The following is an 18,418-nucleotide window of genomic DNA, read 5'->3' as shown; positions in this document are numbered from 1 at the left end:
GTCAGGGCCAGACATCCAGTGCTTTTACACGCTGGACGAATGCCCCCGCCAGGGTGGCGTTGTGATGCTCGATAATCGCCTCGGCCTTCAGCGCCGCAGTGTCCATGCAGGTATGAGCGTCCTCGGGCAGGCGCACGGTGAATCCCAGCTCTGCCGCCGCGCGGCAGGTCGTGTCTATGCAGAACTGGGTTTTCATCCCGGCGATGACCAACGCCGTTACCCCGCACGTGCGCAGTTGCTGCGCCAGGTCGGTGCCCTGGAAGCAATTGGGGCGGGTTTTATTGAACAGGTGGTCTCGGTCCTCGTCCACGTCAAGTTCATGCCACACCTGCCAGAGCGGGCTGCCTGCCTCCAGGGGCGAGCCTGCCGGGCCGGTGTGTCGCGCGACGAATATCGGCGCGCCTGCGCGGCGGGCACCCAGGATCAGCCGGTTGATGATGCCCAGCACGCGTTCACGTTCAAAGGGTTTGTCCGGCCCTTCGTACAAGCCGGTTTGCATATCGATGATCAGCAGTGCTTCAGCCATGGTGTTGCTCCTTTTGATTGCCGGATGGGCGGAGATCGAGTAGGAGGCGGGGTTGCCCCCGCCGTCCTCTCACACCACCGTACGTACGGTTCCGTATACGGCGGTTCCTGCCTACTGACAAACTACGTCAGCGAGCTTGGTTTCGTTGATGTGTCGCCTGCGGTATCTAAGCGCCCAGACCGGCCATCGGAGCTTCCGGCTCCTACCTCCTGATGGTCTCGACCCCCGCTACGCGGAGTTTCTGCTTTACGCTCCACAGAGATCACACCCGACTATCCACTCATGGCAGGTTCAGCCCTTCATTACTCCGGTTTTGAGCAACTACTACGGCCTCTGCTGACTTCTGTCGCCCATCCCGTCATCTCGCGACGTCGGTAGCACATGGCAGGTTAGACAGATCTCCCAGGGTAATTCGCGCGACCTTCCTGCTTATGCCTGTCGGATCTACGTCACAGCGTTCCGTGCAAGTATTGGGCTTTGAAGATTTTGGCCTTCTTACCCCGCTGCGCCGCCTCTATCCGCTTCCTGTTCGTCAGGCCAGCATTTTGCCTCGGGCTTCCTTCAGATTCGCAGTCACCCGCGACACCCTTGCCTCTGGCTAACACTTCCCCTTGCCGGGTGTGTAGAGGACTTTCACCTCCAAGTCGTTCAGCTCACCACCACAGTGAGCTGAACAGCGCCAGTCACGACGCTACGCGCCATGCCTGGCGCACCAATAAAAAGGCCCCGTCCATTGCTGGCGGGGCCTTGGGTTGTCTGTGAAGTGTTTAGCTCAAGCACCCACAGTCACCGCGAGACCCGCCATAAGCGGTCGTGGTGGTGGTGCGGGTGAGGTTCAACTGAATAACGTTCATGGGCTGATCATGCTGGGGCCGTTGAGTTGTTGTCAATGGGGGCCGGTTCAGGCCGCTGTAAGGGCATCACTGCTGCGTAGGTTGTCTTGCCTGTTCTTGCGCGGCCTGTGCGATTGGCATGAAATCGTAGGTTGGAAAGAATTCCGTGGAATAGACACCCCACGCGGAGTTTTCGATGGCAAGGTTGACTTCTGCCAGGCGTGAGGCCGGTAGGCGCAGCACGATGACCTGCCCGATTCCCATGGTGATGTTCCAGCTGACGACCTCCACCCCGGCAGGCGGGAATACTGTGTGAAAGCCCTGCTTGACCAGTTGTTCTTTGAGTTCGCTCAATGGGCGTGATTGGTCGTGTTTTAGAAAGACCGTCAACATGACAGCGTTGTCGGGCGTGGCCACACTGACTTTGGCAGCAGGCGTTTTAGCCGCCTGCGCAGTCGCCATGCCTGGTAACAGAATCGCAGCCAGTAGTGCGCAGATCAGCAGAGACTTGATGGGCTTGTGTATATTCATTTTTCGGCGCCTTGCTCGTTATTGTAGGTCATGGAATTAATCGTTAAACATAAGTGTTTAACTAATTCGACATGGCGGTTTTTATCGGGCCTTTATAGGGAGCATGTACCACATAGATGCGTACGGACGGGTTAGTGGCTACCATGTCACGCGGTACTTCACGAGAGTAGGTGAATTCACGGTTATCGAGTTTCTCCAGTCGCCTGACAATAGTTTTGGTCGGTCCGATGTCAGGTATCAGGATATGGGTCTTCTTATCACCGGTGACCATGAAATATCCACCTCCGCCGTCGGGGTGTTTTGAGCGGCCCGTATCGGTGTAAAAGAACTCATAGCGATTGCGCTGCGGGTCCCACATCGAGATGCCAACCACGCCGGGATAGCTGGCCTTGACGTCCTTGTCCGGCTCTCCTTCGATATAGACTTTGGTGGTCAACCATTGGGGCGAAGAAGCGAGTGCGCGAATGTCTGACTCAGGCAGTGCCGAGGTTGCGCAACTGTCGGATGGGCGGATTACACCAGCAAGTAATAGGCCGGCGAATACAAAGGTGAATCTTCGCATGTTCAGACTCCAGTTGTTATAAGTGTGTGCATTATTGTTTTTACGGTCATGGCTGGGCGTATATTAGTGGGTGTTTTGGCGGTGGATCAATGGCTGTGTAGAGTTATGTAACAAATGCATGGGTGCAGTGGTTGAGTTTTAACTAAGTGGTCATTGAAAGTCTGATTTTGTTGTAGGTGCATTCTTTAAATGTTTGAAAGGCGCATATTGCCCTAAGGTATTTCCATATGCGCCAGTGCTGCTTGGCAGTCGCACTGAAAATGCGTGTGCAACCCTTGAAACCCTCGCTCGTGGCCGTCCCTGAGCGGTTGCACTGGCCAACCAATCCTCAGCTAAGTCTTTGCTTATTCGAAAGAATCCCGGACAATCCGGCCCCTTCTATGGTCGGGGCGCTGCCTGTCAGGTTTTTCTGACTCGTCCCGGCCGTGTAAATGCGGAGATCCGACCGGATGAATGATCAGGCCAATAGCGTCGACGAACGCTATGCAACGACACCTGCAACCCTCTCGAGCTGGAGCCGCCAGGACACCACCTGGATGCTCGGCCTGTTCGGCACCGCCATTGGCGCCGGCACCCTGTTTCTGCCGATCAACGCCGGCCTGGGGGGCTTCTGGCCACTGGTGGTCCTGGCGTTGCTGGCGTTCCCGATGACGTTCTTTGCCCACCGTGGCCTGACCCGTTTCGTTCTGTCCGGCCGTGAAGGCTCCGACATTACCGACGTGGTCGAAGAGCACTTCGGCATCAAGGCCGGTGCGCTGATCACCTTGCTGTACTTTTTTGCGATTTTCCCGATCCTGCTGATCTACAGCGTGGCGCTGACCAACACCGTCGGCAGTTTCATGGAACACCAGCTGCACATCCTGCCGCCGCCACGGGCGATCCTGTCGTTCGTGCTGATCCTCGGCCTGCTGGCGGTGGTGCGGTGCGGCGAGCAAGTGATCGTCAAGGCCATGAGCCTGATGGTGTACCCGTTTATCGTTGCGCTGCTGTTCCTCGCCGTGTACCTGGTGCCGCATTGGAATGGCGGCATCCTCAGCACGGCCAGCGTGGTCCCGGCGCCTTCGGCGTTGCTCAATACGCTGTGGCTGGCAATTCCGGTGATGGTGTTTTCGTTCAACCACTCGCCGATCATCTCGGCCTTCGCGGTTGACCAGAAGCGCCAGTACGGCGCCCACGCCGATGAGCGCAGCTCGCAGATCCTGTCCCGTGCGCACCTGTTGATGGTGGTGATGGTGCTGTTTTTCGTGTTCAGTTGCGTACTGACCCTGTCGCCGGCACAACTGGCCGAAGCGAAGGCGCAGAACCTGTCGATCCTGTCGTACCTGGCCAACCATTTCAACAACCCGACCATCGCGTTTGCCGCGCCGTTGATTGCATTCGTGGCGATTGCCAAGTCGTTCCTGGGTCACTACATCGGCGCCAGTGAAGGCCTCAAGGGCCTGGTGCTCAAGAGTGGCCGTCGTCCTGCACCGAAGACGCTGGACCGTATGACCGCTGCGTTCATGCTGGTGGTGTGCTGGATCGTGGCCACGCTCAACCCAAGCATCCTGGGCATGATCGAGACGCTTGGCGGCCCGATTATCGCGTCGATCCTGTTCCTGATGCCGATGTACGCCATTCGTAAAGTACCGGCCATGGCCAAGTACCGTGGGCAGGCGTCGAATGTGTTTGTCACTGCAGTCGGCCTAGTGGCGATTACGGCGTTGGTGTATTCGTTTATTGCTTGAGCCCCGGTGCGGTCTGCCTGACTGCATACAGTTGTTTTTGTGTTGATATCACACTGTATTCCAGGCATAAAAAAACGCCGCGTACCTTGCGATACGCGGCGTTCCTCACATCAACACCTTAGGCTTGAATCACCGGGATGTTGGCGCTTGCAGCGATCTTGCGGAACTCGGCGATCTGGTCGAAGTTCAGGTAGCGGTAGACGTCGCTGGCCATGGTGTCCAGCTTGGCCGCGTAGCCCATGTACTCTTCGACGGTCGGCAGGCGACCCAGAGTGGAGGCGACTGCCGCCAGCTCGGCCGAGGCCAGGTAGACGTTCGCGCCATCACCCAGACGGTTCGGGAAGTTACGGGTCGAGGTCGACACCACGGTCGAATTCGGCTCAACACGTGCCTGGTTACCCATGCACAACGAGCAGCCCGGCATTTCCATGCGTGCGCCGGCCTTGCCGTAGATGCCGTAGTAGCCTTCTTCGGTCAGTTGGTGAGCATCCATCTTGGTCGGCGGCGACAGCCACAGACGGGTTGGCAGCTGACCCTTGACCTGTTCCAGCAACTTACCGGCAGCGCGGAAGTGACCGATGTTGGTCATGCACGAACCGATGAACACTTCGTCGATCTTCTCGCCGGCAACGCTGGACAGCAGACGGGCGTCGTCCGGGTCGTTTGGCGCGCAGAGGATCGGCTCGTTGATTTCCGCCAGGTCGATTTCGATGACTTCGGCGTATTCGGCGTCGGCATCGGCTTCCATCAGCTCAGGGTTGGCTACCCAGGCTTCCATCGCTTGAGCACGACGTTCCAGGGTACGTGCATCGCCGTAGCCTTCGCCGATCATCCAGCGCAGCAGGGTGATGTTGGAGTTCAGGTACTCGGTCACGGACTCTTTGGACAGCTTGATGGTGCAACCGGCGGCCGAACGTTCGGCCGAGGCGTCGGAGAGCTCGAAAGCCTGTTCCAACGTCAGGTCGTTCAGGCCTTCGATCTCCAGGATGCGGCCGGAGAAGGCGTTTTTCTTGCCTTTCTTTTCTACGGTCAACAGACCCGATTGGATTGCGTAGTAAGGAATGGCATGAACCAGGTCACGCAGGGTGATGCCAGGCTTCATTTTGCCTTTGAAGCGCACCAGGATCGATTCCGGCATGTCCAGTGGCATTACGCCAGTGGCTGCGGCGAACGCGACCAGACCGGAACCGGCCGGGAACGAGATGCCCATCGGGAAACGGGTGTGGGAGTCGCCACCGGTGCCGACGGTGTCCGGCAGCAGCATGCGGTTCAGCCAGCTGTGGATGATGCCGTCGCCTGGACGCAGCGATACACCGCCACGGGTCATGATGAAGTCAGGCAGGGTGTGGTGGGTGGTCACGTCGATCGGCTTCGGATAGGCCGCAGTGTGGCAGAAGGACTGCATCACCAGGTCTGTCGAGAAGCCCAGGCACGCCAGGTCTTTGAGTTCATCACGGGTCATCGGACCGGTGGTGTCCTGGGAGCCCACGGTGGTCATCTTCGGTTCGCAGTAAGTACCTGGGCGAACGCCTTTGCCTTCCGGCAGACCGCAGGCCTTGCCGACCATTTTTTGCGCCAGGGTGAAGCCTTTGCCGGTGTCGACAGGCGCTTCAGGCAGCTTGAACAGGTCGGTAGGGCCAAGACCCAGCTCGGCGCGAGCCTTGTCGGTCAGGCCACGGCCGATGATCAGCGGGATACGGCCGCCGGCGCGGACTTCGTCCAGCAGCACCGGGGTTTTCATTTCGAAGGTGGTCAGGACTTCGTCGGTGCCGTGTTTGCAGACTTTGCCAGCATGCGGGTACAGGTCGATCACGTCGCCCATGTTCATGTTGGTCACGTCGAATTCGATCGGCAGTGCGCCGGCATCTTCCATGGTGTTGTAGAAGATTGGCGCGATCTTGCTGCCGAAGCAGAAGCCGCCGGCGCGCTTGTTCGGCACGTAAGGGACGTCGTCGCCGAAGAACCACAGTACGGAGTTGGTCGCCGATTTACGCGACGAACCGGTACCGACCACGTCACCGACGTAGGCGATCGGGAAGCCTTGGCCGCGCATCTCTTCGATCTGCTTCATCGGGCCGGTCTTGCCTTGCTCGTCCGGTACGATGCCTTCGCGGGCCATTTTCAGCATGGCCAGGGCGTGCAGCGGGATGTCGGGGCGGGACCAGGCGTCCGGGGCAGGGGACAGGTCGTCGGTGTTGGTTTCGCCGGTGACCTTGAACACGCGCAGGCTGATCTTGTCGGCCAGGGTTGGGCGGTTGCGGAACCACTCGCCGTCAGCCCAGGACTGGATCACGCCTTTGGCGTGTTCGTTGCCGTTGCGGGCTTTTTCAGCCACGTCGTGGAACGCATCGAACATCAGCAGGGTGTGCTTGAGTTGGGCGGCGGCGACAGGCGCCAGCGTGGCGTCGTCCAGCAGCTCGACCAACGTCACGATGTTGTAGCCACCTTGCATGGTGCCCAGCAGTTCAACGGCGCGTTTCTTGTCGAGCAGGGGGGAAGTGGCTTCGCCCTTGGCCAGGGCGGACAGGAAACCGGCCTTGACGTAGGCAGCTTCGTCAACACCTGGTGGAATGCGGTTGGTGATCAGGTCAACGAGGAATTCTTCTTCGCCAGCCGGAGGATTTTTCAGCAGCTCGACCAGGCCTGCGGTTTGTTCGGCATTAAGCGGCTGGGGAACGATACCCAGTGCTGCACGCTCTTCGATATGTTTGCGGTAGGCTTCAAGCACAGTTATTACCCTCATCAGTGGTCCCACGGGACGCTCATCCAGAAATGAACGGCACGCATGCGCTCGGGGGCTTTTTGGGCCGCAAAGCCAGCGCTGCCGGCATTCCTCACAGAAGCTGCTTTCAAAGTTTTACGCCTGCAGAACGGAGCTGATGAGGGTTGGCGCGGTTTTTGACCTACCGGGGTCAAACCCGCGCCAATACCGTTCTGAAGGAACGACTGTGCTCGTGACGCTTTGAAAACAGCTTCCAGCGGATTATTGGCGCCTTACAAGGCCGAATGATTCTACGGCAAAAAAATTCTAAAGGTAAGTTGCCACCGCAAGTTTGCTGGATGATCAACCTTAGACAAAGGGCTAACATGGCACACTGTTTCGCTGATTTGCGTGTCGTTGCCCATGCCCAACCAAACCATCAAGACCCCCTGCGTCGGCCTGTGCTCCACGGTTTACGGCGATCTTGTGTGCCGTGGTTGCAAGCGTTTCCACCATGAAGTGGTCCAGTGGAATGGCTATGGCGAAGAGGAAAAACGCGCGGTGTGGCTGCGGTTGGAGCAGCTGTTGGTGCAGGTGATGGCCGGCAAAGTGGAGATTTTTGACCCGAGAACCCTGCGTAGCCAATTGGAACAGCGCAAGATCCGCTTCGTGCCGCACCAGTCCGAGTATTGCTGGGCGTACCAGTTGATCGCCCGGGGCGCACGGGTGATCTCCAACCTGGAAGCCTATGGCATGGTGCTGCTGCCGGAGTTTCGTGATTGGACCTTGCCGGACCTGCGCGATGCCATCGATCGTGAGTTCTTTATCCTGTCCGAGGCGCATTACCAGCGCTATATCGCGCCGGGGTTTCTGAGAGATGCGCTCGCAGACTGACAACACAAGTCCAGAATGGGGGAGAGGGCTTGCTCCCACATATTGATCTTCATTGTTTTGGGGATCAGCGTCAGGCCTTGGTTGCCAGCTCTTCCAAGTGATCCATCAGCGTCTGCGGCTTGAGCACCAGCACGTCGCCTTCTACCTTGTCGAGCACCACTTCCGCCGTATTGCCGATCAATGCGCCGGTCAGGCCGGTGCGCGCCACGGTGCCGATGATGGTGACGGCCGCCTGGTATTTGTGCGCCGCAAAGGGAATCAGCACATCCGCCGGACCTTCCTCGATATGCAAGTGGCTGTCATCCACGTCGAACTCGGCCTGGAACGCTCTGCACTGCTCGCGATAACGCGCCTCGATGGTTTCCTTGAGTTGAAACGTCGGGTCCGCCGCCGACAGCATCGGCGACGGATGGGCGCTGATCACGTGCAACTGCGCCTTGGCCAGGCTGGCGATATCAAAGCCGTGATCAATGATCGAGTTGTGCAGCGAGCGGTGCTCACCGTCGGTGTTGCCCACGTCGATCGCCGCCAGGATGACCCCGCCGGCCCAGGGCGTGGCGGTCTTGACCAACAGCACCGCCGTCGGGCAATAACGCAACAGCTTCCAGTCCGCCGGCGTCAGCAACGCCTTTTTCAACGGGCTGTCGGGGAAGTGCTGCTTGATCACCAGGCCGCAACCTTCAGCCTGCTGCACATCGATGATGGTTTCATGCAGGCTGTCATTCCATGCCTGCTCGGTGGTCACGCTGTAACCGTCCTCCTGCAAACCGGCCTTGAGCAGGCTCAACAGCGCCGAATGCTCATGCTGCTTGTCGCAGACCAGCAAGTGCAGGTGTGCACCGGTCACCCCGGCAATCAACTTGGCGCGTTTGAGGGCCAGGCTTTCTGAATGCTCGGGTTCGATGACCACCAGGATGCTGCGGATGGCTTGCATGGTCGGGATCTCCAAAAGGGGGGGCGTGGAATAACTATAGTTGCTGCTCGCCGCGCGTCATGTTGATGCACATCAAGGCCGGTGGCTGGTGGTCTGCCGCGTGGTCGGTATAATCGCCGGCCTTTTGTGATCCTTTGCCCGTGAGCCCGATGAACCTGCCCGAAATCCACGAATTCCTCGGTTGCCGCACCCCCGACGCCTGGGTCCAGGCCGCGCTGGCCGATCAGGAAACCCTGCTGCTCGACCACAAGAATTGCGAATTCAAGGCCGCCAGCACCGCCCTGAGCCTGATTGCCAAGTACCATGGCCATGTCGACCTGATCAATATGATGTCGCGCCTGGCCCGCGAAGAACTGGTGCACCACGAGCAAGTCATGCGCCTGCTGAAAAAGCGCAAGATCGAGCTGCGCCAGCTGCATGCCAGCCGTTATGCCTCGGGTTTGCGCAAAGTGGTGCGTAGCCACGAACCGGTGAAGCTGGTGGATACCCTTGTAGTCGGCGCCTTTATCGAAGCGCGCAGTTGCGAGCGCTTCGAGGCGCTGGTGCCGCATTTGGACGAAGAACTCGGCAAGTTCTACTTCGGTTTGCTCAAAAGCGAAGCTCGGCACTTCCAGGGTTACCTGAAGCTGGCCTACCAGTATGGCGAGGCCCGGGATATCGCCCAGGTAATCGAGCGGGTGAGGGCGGCCGAGCAAGCATTGATCGAGTCACCCGATGTCGAGTTCCGCTTTCACAGTGGCGTGCCGGCCTGAGGCAGGCCTTGCGCATACAACGCTCGGTGGATGGTGTTAAAAACTGCAGGTCATTTGTTAAAAACTCTTAAAAACATGAAGCTTCGTCGACTGCTGCCGGAGCGTTGATTCAGTTGCTCGGCTTGCCACCTATAATGCCCGCTCTTCAATCCGCGACTGCACACTGAGAACGTATGGAAAACCTGGGTCTGGGCAAGGTCCTGCTCGTTGAGGACGACGAAAAGCTGGCAGGGCTGATCGCGCATTTTCTGTCGCAGCATGGTTTTGAGGTGCGGGTGGTGCACCGGGGCGACGAGGCCTTGGCGGCGTTCCTGGACTTCAAACCGAAGATCGTCGTGCTCGACCTGATGTTGCCAGGCCAGAGCGGTTTGCACGTGTGCCGCGAGATTCGCAGCGTGTCGGACACACCCATCGTGATTCTCACCGCCAAGGAAGATGACCTGGACCATATCCTCGGCCTGGAATCCGGGGCTGATGACTATGTGATCAAGCCGATCAAGCCGCCGGTGCTGCTGGCGCGCCTGCGTGCGCTGCAACGCCGCCAGGCGCCGGAGCCGACCGTGCGCGGTGCGCTGGCGTTCGGGCGGCTGGCCATTGACCGCAGTTGCCGGGTGGTCAGCCTGGGTGAGGATACGATCGACCTGACCACCATGGAGTTCGAACTGCTCTGGCTGCTGGCCAGCAACGCGGGCACCCTCCTGTCGCGCGACGACATCCTCAACCGCATGCGCGGTATTGCCTTTGACGGGCTTAACCGCAGCGTCGACGTGTACATCAGCAAGCTGCGTGGCAAGCTCAACGACAACCCGCGTGAACCTGTGTGCATCAAGACCGTCTGGGGCAAGGGGTATCTGTTCAACCCGTTTGCGTGGGAGGTCTAGATGCTGCGCCTGTTTCTGCGCCTGTATGTGATTCTCGCACTTGGCCTGGCGGGGGCGATCTGGCTGGTCAACTACACCTTCGACGAGCTGTTGCCCGAAGCCAACGAAACCTATAACCGCGAAGCCATGCGTGGCCCAGCCTATGGTCTGGTGGAGCAACTGCGGCCGGTGCTTGGCGATGCACGCCAGGCCCGATTGGCCGAACTGCAATCCCATTACGGGCTGCGCCTGAAACTGGTGCCAACAGACAGCCAGGCCCTCACCGAGCGCGAACAGACCTTGCTGGGCGACGGTTTGCTGGTGGTGCGCGGCGATTTCAACGAGTTTTTGGCCAATATCGACGGTGGCCCGCAGTTGCTGGAAATCAAGCTGCCGGAAGAACCGAAGTGGCTGTACCTGTGGGCCTATGGTTTTCTCGGGGTGTGCCTGGCGATCGTCCTGTATTTCTGGGTACGTCCGCACTGGCGCGACCTGGAGCACATCCGCCTGGCCGCACAGCGTTTCGGCGACAACGACTTGGGGTCGCGCATCCTGCTGGCGCGCCGCTCCACCGTGCGCGAGCTGGCCGGACACTTCAACCAGATGGCCGAACGCATCGAAAACCTGATCGCCAACCAGCGTGAGCTGACCAACGCGGTGTCCCACGAACTGCGCACGCCGATTGCGCGTCTGTCGTTCGAGCTTGACCAGCTCAAGCAACAGACCGACCCGCGCCAACGTGGCGCGCTGATTGCCGACATGTACGCCGACCTGGGCGAGCTGGAAGAAATGGTCTCGGAGCTGCTGACATACGCCAGCCTGGAACGCGGCGCTACCCAGGTCACCCGCGAGCGCATAGAAGCCCATAGCTGGCTCGACAGCGTGATCGGCAGCGTAGCCCTGGAGGCTGAGGCGGCGGGGATTCAACTGTCGCTGCGTACCTGTGAGGTGGATTTCATTCTGATCGAACCGCGCTTCATGGCGCGAGCGGTGATCAACCTGCTGCGCAATGCCATCCGTTACGCCGAACGTCGCGTGGATGTGTCGCTGATCAGGTTTGGCAGTGGTTATGAGGTCCGTGTCTGCGACGACGGCCCCGGCGTGCCCGAGGAGGGCCGAACGAAAATTTTCCAACCCTTCATGCGCCTGGACGCCAGCCGCGACCGTCGCACCGGCGGCTTTGGCCTGGGCCTGGCCCTGGTGCAGCGGGTGTCGCAATGGCACGGCGGTGAGGTGTGCGTGCTGGATTCGGAATGGGGCGGGGCGTCGTTTCGGATGACGTGGGCGTATGCGCATTAATGGAAGATCCGTCAGCCCGTGAATTGCCTCGGTTTATAGCTGACTGCAGCGTCTACGGCGTGAGGGGCTCATCGATAGGTGCGATGTTGATCCGGGATGGAAGGCGAATACGACCAGTTACTCCAGAGCCTGGACCTCATTCGACGGCACTTTGCCAAGCGCAACACCCAGCGGCTGGAAGGGTTTATCCGTGATATCCGCTTCCAGCCTGAACCTGAAGACGATTACTACAAGTGCATCCTCAGGTAGCGGCTTATTGGTCCAGCGCACTCAGGATTGCATGCGCCACCTTCACCCGCTCGGCATTCGGGTAGTTCTTGTTCGCCAGGATGACCACGCCGATGTCCTTGCTCGGGACATACGCTACATAGGCACCAAAGCCACCGGTAGACCCGGTTTTGTTGAACAGCACGTTAGCGGGCTGCACCTGGGGTTTGGCCAGCCAGCTGGCCTTGTGCGGCTCCATCGCCATGGGTGTCGAGTTACCGTCGGTCAACGCTTGCAACGTGATCGGGTAAGGGTAGTACTCCCAGCCCAGGGCCTGGGTCATGTCGTTGACGGTGTAATGACCGGTGTGGGTGGTGTCGATGGCCTGCTGCAAGGGTTTTTCCAGCGTGTCGGGGTGCATGTTGACCATCACGTAGTGCGCCAGGTCCTGGGCGCTGGTTTTGAGGCCATAGGCTTCGCTGTCCAGTGCACCAGGGCTTACGCGCACCGGCTTCTGGTGCTTGTCATAGCCCTGGGCATACAGCCCGGCCTTGTCGGCGGGGACGCTGACATAGGTGCTCTTCAGGCCCAGCCTTGGCAGCAGGGTCTTCTCCATGGCAACCCTGAACGGCTGGCCCATGCTTTGCGCCGCCAGGTAGCCGAACAGGCCGATGCTCGGGTTTGAATACAGGCGCTGCGCGCCGGGCGCGTAGGTGGGTTTCCAGTGCTGGAAGTAGTTGAGCATGCGATCGGCGCTGTCGGCCGAGTCGGGAAATTGCAAGGTCAGGCCGCCGGGGGTGTAAGTGGCCAGTTGCAGCAGGCTGATCTGGTCGAAGGCACTGCCTTTCAAGGCGGCCAAGTGCTCGCTGGCCTTGTCCGATAGCTTGAGTTTGCCGGTGGCCTGGGCATAACCGCCGAGGGTTGCCGTGAACGTTTTGCTGACCGAGCCGATTTCGAACAGTGTGTCCTGGCTGACGGGGTGCCGGGTGTCCCTGGAGGCTACGCCGTAGTTAAAGTATTGCACTTGACCCTTGTTCATCACGGCGACGGACAGGCCGGCGATGCCTTGTTGCTGCATCAGTGGTTCGACGTTATTGTCCACGACCGCACGCAGGTCGGTGGCGGCGACGCAAGACCCGGCACCGAGTAAAAGCGCTGAAAAAAGGACGGTTCGTGCATTGATAAAGGATTTTTCGTACATACAATCTGGCTTCCATATAAGTGACGGGCCGATGACCAAGGTCTTCGCGAACGACGCAAATCTAGGCAGAGTGCGACCCTTCGACAACCGATGATATCTCGCACCAGTCATTAGAAAAACTAAGGTTAAGACATGCTGCGATCCCATCTGCCCCTCAATGCCCTGCGGGCATTCGAAGCCTCGGCCCGGCATCTGAGCTTTACTCGGGCGGCCATCGAACTATGTGTGACCCAGGCGGCGGTCAGCCATCAGGTCAAGAGCCTGGAGGCGCAGTTGAATGTCATCCTGTTCAAGCGTTTGCCCAGGGGGCTGATGCTGACCCGTGAAGGCGAAACCCTGCTGCCGGTGGTACACGAGTCTTTCGACCGCATCACCAACACCTTAGACCAGTTCGAAGGCGGGCATTATCGGGAGGTGCTCAGCGTGGGCGCGGTCGGCACCTTCGCGGTGGGCTGGTTGCTGCCGCGCCTGCCGGATTTCCACAGTCGCAACCCGTTTATCGATCTGCGTCTGTCCACCCATAACAACCGTGTGGACGTGGCTGCCGAAGGCTTGGATTACGCGATCCGTTTCGGCGCTGGCGCCTGGCACGGCACTGACGCCTGCCAACTGTTGGTGGCGCCGTTGAGCGTGCTCTGCGTGCCGTCAATCGCCGAGCAACTGCGCACGGCGGATGACCTGTTGAAACACACCTTGCTACGCTCTTACCGCGCCGATGAGTGGAACCTGTGGTTCCAGGCCGCCGGGTTGCCCGCCGATACCGTGATGCCGCGCAGCATCGTGTTTGATTCCTCGTTGGCAATGATGGAAGCGGCGTTGCAAGGGATCGGCGTGGCGTTGGCGCCAGCAATGATGTTCACCCGGCAGCTGTCCACCGATGTGATTCGCCAACCGTTCGATGTGACTATTACCACGGGCAGCTATTGGTTGACGCGCCTTCAGTCGCGGACGCAGACGCCCGCGATGGCGGCTTTCAAGGACTGGTTGCTGGAATCGTGTTCGCTTTAGCTCAGGTATTTGCGAAACCAGCCCAGTGTGCGCTCCCAGGCCAGGTTCGCCGCCGCTTCGTCATAGCGCGGCGTCGAATCATTATGGAACCCATGATTGGCGCCCTTGTAGATGAATGCCTCATAGGTCGTGCCTGCCGCTTTCAACGCTTGCTCATAGGCCGGCCAGCCTTCGTTGATCCGTGTGTCCAACTCGCCGAAGTGCAGCATGATCGGCGCCTTGATCCGCGGCACGTCCTGGGCCTGCGGCTGGCGCCCATAGAACGAAACGGCCGCGCCCAGCTCAGGATAGGCCACCGCCGCCGCGTTGGTCACGCCGCCGCCGTAGCAGAAGCCGGTGATGCCGACTTTGCCGGTGCTGCTGTCGTGCTGCATCAGCCATTCGATGGCCGCGAAGAAGTCGTTCATCAGTTTGGTGGGGTCGACGGTCTGTTGCAGCGCCACGCCTTTTTCATCGTTGCCGGGGTAGCCGCCGACCGAGGTCAGGCCGTCGGGGGCCAGGGCGATAAACCCGGCCTTGGCCAGGCGTCGGGCGACGTCTTCGATATACGGATTCAAGCCACGGTTTTCGTGGACCACCACCACCGCCGGCAACTTGCCCGCAGCCTTGGCCGGACGCACCCGATAGCCGCGTACCGTGCCGTTACCTTTGGGCGAGGGGTAGGTGATGTAGTCGGCGACAATGTCCGGGTCGGTGAATTTCACCTGCTCGGCCAGGGCATAGTTGGGGCTCAGCGCCGCCAGCAGTGCCGAGGCAGTCAGGCCGCCGAAGGTGAACAATGCCGCGCGGTCGAGAAACTCGCGCCGGTTGAGCTTGCCGTGGGCGTAGCCGTCGTAGAGTTCCAGCAGTTCGGGGGCAAAGTCCTTCGCGGTGAGACGAGTCATCGGTGCAGTCCTCGATTGGCGGTGCCCATCAATGTAGACCAGGTTCAGCCGTTACGGCCATGGGCGGCGGCGGCCAGTTGCCCGGTGTCGACGCGCACGAACACCGAATCGCCGATTGCGGTGAGCACGTCGCCCGCGTATACCTCGCAGATCACGCGGCTTTTGCGCCCCACGTCGCCGTCGACCCGCGCGCGCAGGGTCAGGGGGACGCCCATAGGGGTGGGCTTGATGAATTTGATGCCCAGGTTACCGGTGACGCAATCGATACGCGGCAGGCTGCCGGGTTCGCGGTGTTCGGCCTGGTAATGGCAGGCCATGGCGGTCCAGTTGGAATGGCAATCCACCAGCATGGCGATCAGGCCGCCATAGACCAGGTCCGGCCAGCCGGTGTACTGGGCGTCGGGTTGGTACTCGGCGATGACGTGGATGCGGTCTTCATCCCAGCGGCTCTTGAGGTGCAGGCCGTGGGGGTTGCTGCCGCCGCAGCCGAAGCAAATGCCTTCCGGGGCCGTGATGTCTTGTAGGGACGGGACGTGCATGCAAAGTCCTTGTGGTGGTGAGTGGCTACTCTGTTTAGCAGGACGAGCGCCTGATGGGAATACAGTCAACCTTTTGCGGAGCGGTGCATGAAACGTCGAATTTTAGCGCTTGCCCTGGCTTTGGCTTGTATCGCCAACGCTCAGGCCGTGGAGTACAAGGACGTCAACCCCGCCGCCAGTCAAATCAGCTTTACCTACAAGCAATTGGGGCAGCGCGTGTACGGCACGTTCGGCCAGTTCGACGGCACGTTGACCTTCGACACCCAGAAACCGGAGGCGGCGCATGCAGTGCTCAAGATTCAGCTCGCCAGCATCAAGGCGGGCAGTGACGAGGCCAATGACACCCTGCAACGCCCGTCCTGGTTCGATACGGCGACCTATCCGGTGGGCGTGTATGAATCCACCGGGGTCAAGGCGCTGGGGAGAAACCGCTTCCGTATCAGCGGCAACCTGACCATCAAGGGCACCACGCGCCCGGTGGATGTGCAGGTGCTGCTCAAGGAGCAGGATGGCATCGGTGTCTTTGACGGCGAACTGATCCTTAAACGTGGCGACTTCAAGATCGGCGAGGGGGAGTGGGCCGGTAACAGCGTGGTCTCCAACGACATCCGCATCAAGTTCAAGATGGTTGCGCCACAGCGCTAGCGGGCGAAGTGCTTGGCGCCGGCCACGCAGCCGATCACGGCAACCGTCACCAGTACCATGCCCAGGCTCACCTGTTCGTGCAGCAGGCCCGCCGCCAGCGCCAGGCCGAAGAACGGTTGCAGCAATTGCAACTGGCCAACGGCGGCAATGCCGCCCTGAGCCAGCCCACGGTACCAGAACACAAAGCCGATCAGCATGCTGAACAAGGCTACATAAGCCAGGCTGAGCCAGGCCGGCAGGCTGATGCCGGTAAAGTCGGACGGTGCCAGCACCAGGCTCAGCGGCAGCACCACCGGCAGCGACACCACCAGCGCCCAGCAGATCACTTGCCAGCCGCCCAGGCTGCGTGACAGCGTGGCGCCCTCGGCGTACCCCAAGCCGCACACCAGCACCGCCAACAGCATCAATAGATCGCCGGCGGGCGCGGCGCTCAAGCCCTGGGCGACCGCGTAACCCATCACCAGTGCGCTGCCCAGTATCGAAAACAGCCAGAACACCGGACGTGGCCGCTCGCCGCCGCGCAGTACGCCAAAGAGCGCGGTGGCCAGGGGGAGCAAACCGATGAACACGATGGAGTGCGCGGAGGTCACGTATTGCAGCGCCAGGGCGGTGAGCAGCGGGAAACCGATCACCACGCCGAGGGATACGATCACCAGCGGGCCCCATTGACGGCGTGCGGGACGCTTCTGCTTGAACAGCCACAGCACAAGCAGCCCCAGCACGGCGGCGATGGTGGCGCGGATCAGGGTGAGGAATACCGGGTCGAACTCCATCACGGCCAGGCGCGTCGCGGGCAGCGAGCCGCTGAAAATCAGCACGCCGATAAAACCGTTGATCCAACCCTGGGTGCTGCTGTCCAGGCTGCCGATGGGGGAGGTGCGTTCCATGGTGGGCGTCCGAAATAAGAAAAGATTGCGTAAGAGCCATCCTAGGATTGAAGATTAAGACAATCAAAAAATTGTCATGGATACAACGCCCATGCCCCGCGCCCGCTACAAACGGCTGGTTGACTCTTTTGCCGAAGCCATCCGCTCGGGGCAAACGCCCGCCGGCACGCGTCTGCCCACCCATCGCCAATTGGCGGCCGAGCATGGCCTGGCTCTGGTCACCGCCAGTCGCGTATACACGGAGCTGGCGGCCATGGGCCTGGTCAGCGGCGAAATCGGGCGTGGCACCTTTGTGCGCGAGATCTCGTTGCCGCCGGGGCAGGGCAGTGGGCAAATGGCGGTGGCGGCCGGCATGCTCGACCTCAACTTTAATTACCCCTCGTCGCCGGGCCAGGCCGAGCTACTGCGCACGGCGTTGCGCCAGTTGGCGCTGTCCGGCGACCTGGAGGCACTGCTGCGTTATCAACCCCATGCCGGTCGCTTGCATGAGCGAGCGGCGATGGCGCGGCACTTGTCATGCCGGGGCCTGACCGTGGAGGCCGCGCAGGTGCTGGTGGTCGGCGGCGCCCAGCATGGTTTGGCGGTCACCTTGATGGCGCTGCTCAAGCCGGGGGATGTGGTCGCCGTGGACGCGTTGACGTATTCGGGGTTCAAGGTGCTGGCCGAGACCCTGCAGCTGGAAATCGTCGCCATCCCCGTGACCGCCCAGGGCCCGGACCTGGATTGCCTGCACGCCCTGTGTCGCAAGCGTCCGGTGCGCGCGGTGTACAGCATGCCGACCTTGCACAATCCATTGGGCTGGGTCATGGGCCTGGCGCAGCGCGAACGACTGGTCGCCATCGCCCGTCAGCATAACCTGATGATCATCGAGGACGCGGCTTACGCGTTTCTGGCCGAAGACGCACCGCCACCGTTGGCGAGTCTGGCACCGGAGCGCACGGTGTATGTGGGCGGGTTGTCGAAGAGTGTCGCCACCGGGCTGCGGGTGGGGTTTGTCGCCGCGCCGATTGCCTGGGTAAAACAGCTCGAGCGCGCGATCATGGCCACCACCTGGAACGTGCCTGGTGTGATGAGTGCCATTGCGGTGGCCTGGCTCGAAGATGGCACCGTGGCGCAGTTGGAGGCGCAAAAGCGCCAGGACGCCCAGGCGCGTCAGGCGTTGGCGGCGCAGGTGCTGAAGGGGTTGACGTACATCAGCCACCCGTCATCCTACTTTTTGTGGCTGCCGTTGGCGGAGGACGCCCGCGCCGATCAAGTCGCCATGGCCCTGCAGCGCGAGGGTGTGTGCGTGTCCACCGCCGAGCCATTCGCCGTCTCGGCCCATGTGCCCCACGCATTGCGTCTGGCCCTGGGCTCGGTGGACATGCCGGCGCTGCGCGGGGCGTTGCTCAAGGTGCGCCAAGGGGTGGCGTGGTGAGCCCGCTGGCG

18 protein-coding genes are annotated in these 18,418 nt (G+C 60.7%); 9 read left to right on the top strand and 9 right to left on the bottom strand.

Annotated elements, in window-relative coordinates:
- Nucleotide 1: 1 nt before the first annotated feature.
- The 3 genes from PSH66_RS16650 to PSH66_RS16640 all read right to left on the bottom strand — a co-directional run bounded on the left by PSH66_RS16650 (nucleotide 2) and on the right by PSH66_RS16640 (nucleotide 2,452).
- On the bottom strand, nucleotides 2–526 hold the full coding sequence (locus PSH66_RS16650; RefSeq protein WP_305427246.1) for a cysteine hydrolase family protein: 525 nt from the start codon (nucleotides 524–526) through the stop codon (nucleotides 2–4).
- Between the two features lie 920 nt (nucleotides 527–1,446).
- Nucleotides 1,447–1,890, bottom strand: coding sequence for a hypothetical protein (locus PSH66_RS16645; protein WP_305427245.1), 444 nt, complete (start codon nucleotides 1,888–1,890; stop codon nucleotides 1,447–1,449).
- A 61-nt stretch (nucleotides 1,891–1,951) separates the two neighbouring features.
- The gene (locus PSH66_RS16640; protein ID WP_305427244.1) at nucleotides 1,952–2,452 is read right to left on the bottom strand and encodes a DUF4822 domain-containing protein; all 501 of its coding nucleotides are present in this window, start codon (nucleotides 2,450–2,452) and stop codon (nucleotides 1,952–1,954) included.
- 449 nt (nucleotides 2,453–2,901) lie between these two features.
- Between PSH66_RS16640 and PSH66_RS16635 the strand changes: the two genes are divergently transcribed.
- Nucleotides 2,902–4,179, top strand: a complete 1,278-nt coding sequence (locus PSH66_RS16635; RefSeq protein WP_078824912.1) for a serine/threonine transporter — start codon at nucleotides 2,902–2,904, stop codon at nucleotides 4,177–4,179.
- Between the two features lie 118 nt (nucleotides 4,180–4,297).
- Here the strand turns inward: PSH66_RS16635 and acnB are convergent, their stop codons facing one another.
- Entirely contained in the window at nucleotides 4,298–6,907 is a 2,610-nt protein-coding gene (gene acnB, locus PSH66_RS16630; protein WP_042944809.1) for a bifunctional aconitate hydratase 2/2-methylisocitrate dehydratase, read from the bottom strand.
- 396 nt (nucleotides 6,908–7,303) lie between these two features.
- Here acnB and PSH66_RS16625 point away from each other — a divergent pair, with 396 nt between their 5' ends.
- On the top strand, nucleotides 7,304–7,774 hold the full coding sequence (locus tag PSH66_RS16625) for a DUF1289 domain-containing protein (RefSeq protein WP_042944807.1): 471 nt from the start codon (nucleotides 7,304–7,306) through the stop codon (nucleotides 7,772–7,774).
- A gap of 70 nt (nucleotides 7,775–7,844) precedes the next feature.
- Here the strand turns inward: PSH66_RS16625 and PSH66_RS16620 are convergent, their stop codons facing one another.
- On the bottom strand, nucleotides 7,845–8,708 hold the full coding sequence (locus PSH66_RS16620) for a universal stress protein (protein ID WP_003174307.1): 864 nt from the start codon (nucleotides 8,706–8,708) through the stop codon (nucleotides 7,845–7,847).
- A 149-nt stretch (nucleotides 8,709–8,857) separates the two neighbouring features.
- On the opposite strand from PSH66_RS16620, the gene PSH66_RS16615 reads away from it, so the two are divergent.
- The 4 genes from PSH66_RS16615 (at nucleotide 8,858) to PSH66_RS16600 (ending at nucleotide 11,868) form a co-directional block, all read left to right on the top strand.
- On the top strand, nucleotides 8,858–9,460 hold the full coding sequence (locus PSH66_RS16615; protein ID WP_042944806.1) for a tRNA-(ms[2]io[6]A)-hydroxylase: 603 nt from the start codon (nucleotides 8,858–8,860) through the stop codon (nucleotides 9,458–9,460).
- 173 nt (nucleotides 9,461–9,633) lie between these two features.
- Nucleotides 9,634–10,341: a response regulator gene (locus tag PSH66_RS16610; protein WP_003174305.1), complete on the top strand. Its 708-nt coding sequence runs from the start codon at nucleotides 9,634–9,636 to the stop codon at nucleotides 10,339–10,341.
- On the top strand, nucleotides 10,342–11,619 hold the full coding sequence (locus tag PSH66_RS16605; RefSeq protein ID WP_305427243.1) for an ATP-binding protein: 1,278 nt from the start codon (nucleotides 10,342–10,344) through the stop codon (nucleotides 11,617–11,619).
- Nucleotides 11,620–11,715: 96 nt separating this feature from the next.
- Nucleotides 11,716–11,868: a hypothetical protein gene (locus PSH66_RS16600; protein WP_305427242.1), complete on the top strand. Its 153-nt coding sequence runs from the start codon at nucleotides 11,716–11,718 to the stop codon at nucleotides 11,866–11,868.
- A gap of 4 nt (nucleotides 11,869–11,872) precedes the next feature.
- Here PSH66_RS16600 and ampC read toward each other — a convergent pair whose 3' ends face one another.
- Complete coding sequence (ampC, locus tag PSH66_RS16595; protein WP_080547098.1) at nucleotides 11,873–13,027, bottom strand: class C beta-lactamase; 1,155 nt, start codon at nucleotides 13,025–13,027, stop codon at nucleotides 11,873–11,875.
- Between the two features lie 132 nt (nucleotides 13,028–13,159).
- Between ampC and PSH66_RS16590 the strand changes: the two genes are divergently transcribed.
- Nucleotides 13,160–14,035, top strand: coding sequence for a LysR family transcriptional regulator (locus PSH66_RS16590; RefSeq protein ID WP_141063972.1), 876 nt, complete (start codon nucleotides 13,160–13,162; stop codon nucleotides 14,033–14,035).
- Here PSH66_RS16590 and yghX read toward each other — a convergent pair.
- Together yghX and PSH66_RS16580 are read right to left on the bottom strand one after the other, a co-directional pair.
- Nucleotides 14,032–14,919, bottom strand: a complete 888-nt coding sequence (yghX, locus tag PSH66_RS16585; RefSeq protein WP_078824906.1) for a YghX family hydrolase — start codon at nucleotides 14,917–14,919, stop codon at nucleotides 14,032–14,034. The two genes, PSH66_RS16590 and yghX, sit on opposite strands and share 4 nt — an antisense overlap.
- Nucleotides 14,920–14,963: 44 nt before the next feature.
- Complete coding sequence (locus PSH66_RS16580) at nucleotides 14,964–15,458, bottom strand: PaaI family thioesterase (RefSeq protein WP_003174299.1); 495 nt, start codon at nucleotides 15,456–15,458, stop codon at nucleotides 14,964–14,966.
- An 87-nt stretch (nucleotides 15,459–15,545) separates the two neighbouring features.
- On the opposite strand from PSH66_RS16580, the gene PSH66_RS16575 reads away from it, so the two are divergent.
- Nucleotides 15,546–16,103 (top strand): YceI family protein, encoded by a 558-nt coding sequence (locus tag PSH66_RS16575; protein ID WP_305427241.1) that lies wholly within the window; start codon nucleotides 15,546–15,548, stop codon nucleotides 16,101–16,103.
- Here the strand turns inward: PSH66_RS16575 and PSH66_RS16570 are convergent.
- On the bottom strand, nucleotides 16,100–16,990 hold the full coding sequence (locus PSH66_RS16570; RefSeq protein WP_141063970.1) for a DMT family transporter: 891 nt from the start codon (nucleotides 16,988–16,990) through the stop codon (nucleotides 16,100–16,102). The genes PSH66_RS16575 and PSH66_RS16570 overlap by 4 nt on opposite strands.
- A gap of 91 nt (nucleotides 16,991–17,081) precedes the next feature.
- Here PSH66_RS16570 and PSH66_RS16565 point away from each other — a divergent pair, with 91 nt between their 5' ends.
- On the top strand, nucleotides 17,082–18,407 hold the full coding sequence (locus PSH66_RS16565) for a PLP-dependent aminotransferase family protein (protein ID WP_305427240.1): 1,326 nt from the start codon (nucleotides 17,082–17,084) through the stop codon (nucleotides 18,405–18,407).
- The last annotated feature ends 11 nt before the right edge of the window (nucleotides 18,408–18,418 follow it).

Origin of the sequence: Pseudomonas sp. FP597, assembly GCF_030687435.1 — a bacterium.
In the GTDB taxonomy this organism is placed as follows: domain Bacteria; phylum Pseudomonadota; class Gammaproteobacteria; order Pseudomonadales; family Pseudomonadaceae; genus Aquipseudomonas; species Aquipseudomonas lactucae.
This window is presented reverse-complemented; position numbering and strand designations above follow the sequence as displayed.

Coding starts and splice junctions, on each gene's coding strand:
- PSH66_RS16610 (WP_003174305.1), top strand. CDS start 9,634: ATGGAAAACCTGGGTCTGGGCAAGGTCCTGCTCGTTGAGGACGACGAA.
- PSH66_RS16565 (WP_305427240.1), top strand. CDS start 17,082: ATGCCCCGCGCCCGCTACAAACGGCTGGTTGACTCTTTTGCCGAAGCC.
- PSH66_RS16600 (WP_305427242.1), top strand. CDS start 11,716: ATGGAAGGCGAATACGACCAGTTACTCCAGAGCCTGGACCTCATTCGA.
- PSH66_RS16590 (WP_141063972.1), top strand. CDS start 13,160: ATGCTGCGATCCCATCTGCCCCTCAATGCCCTGCGGGCATTCGAAGCC.
- PSH66_RS16605 (WP_305427243.1), top strand. CDS start 10,342: ATGCTGCGCCTGTTTCTGCGCCTGTATGTGATTCTCGCACTTGGCCTG.
- PSH66_RS16570 (WP_141063970.1), bottom strand. CDS start 16,990: ATGGAACGCACCTCCCCCATCGGCAGCCTGGACAGCAGCACCCAGGGT.
- PSH66_RS16615 (WP_042944806.1), top strand. CDS start 8,858: ATGAACCTGCCCGAAATCCACGAATTCCTCGGTTGCCGCACCCCCGAC.
- PSH66_RS16640 (WP_305427244.1), bottom strand. CDS start 2,452: ATGCGAAGATTCACCTTTGTATTCGCCGGCCTATTACTTGCTGGTGTA.
- PSH66_RS16580 (WP_003174299.1), bottom strand. CDS start 15,458: ATGCACGTCCCGTCCCTACAAGACATCACGGCCCCGGAAGGCATTTGC.
- yghX (WP_078824906.1), bottom strand. CDS start 14,919: ATGACTCGTCTCACCGCGAAGGACTTTGCCCCCGAACTGCTGGAACTC.
- PSH66_RS16625 (WP_042944807.1), top strand. CDS start 7,304: ATGCCCAACCAAACCATCAAGACCCCCTGCGTCGGCCTGTGCTCCACG.
- PSH66_RS16650 (WP_305427246.1), bottom strand. CDS start 526: ATGGCTGAAGCACTGCTGATCATCGATATGCAAACCGGCTTGTACGAA.
- ampC (WP_080547098.1), bottom strand. CDS start 13,027: ATGTACGAAAAATCCTTTATCAATGCACGAACCGTCCTTTTTTCAGCG.
- PSH66_RS16645 (WP_305427245.1), bottom strand. CDS start 1,890: ATGAATATACACAAGCCCATCAAGTCTCTGCTGATCTGCGCACTACTG.
- PSH66_RS16635 (WP_078824912.1), top strand. CDS start 2,902: ATGAATGATCAGGCCAATAGCGTCGACGAACGCTATGCAACGACACCT.
- PSH66_RS16575 (WP_305427241.1), top strand. CDS start 15,546: ATGAAACGTCGAATTTTAGCGCTTGCCCTGGCTTTGGCTTGTATCGCC.
- PSH66_RS16620 (WP_003174307.1), bottom strand. CDS start 8,708: ATGCAAGCCATCCGCAGCATCCTGGTGGTCATCGAACCCGAGCATTCA.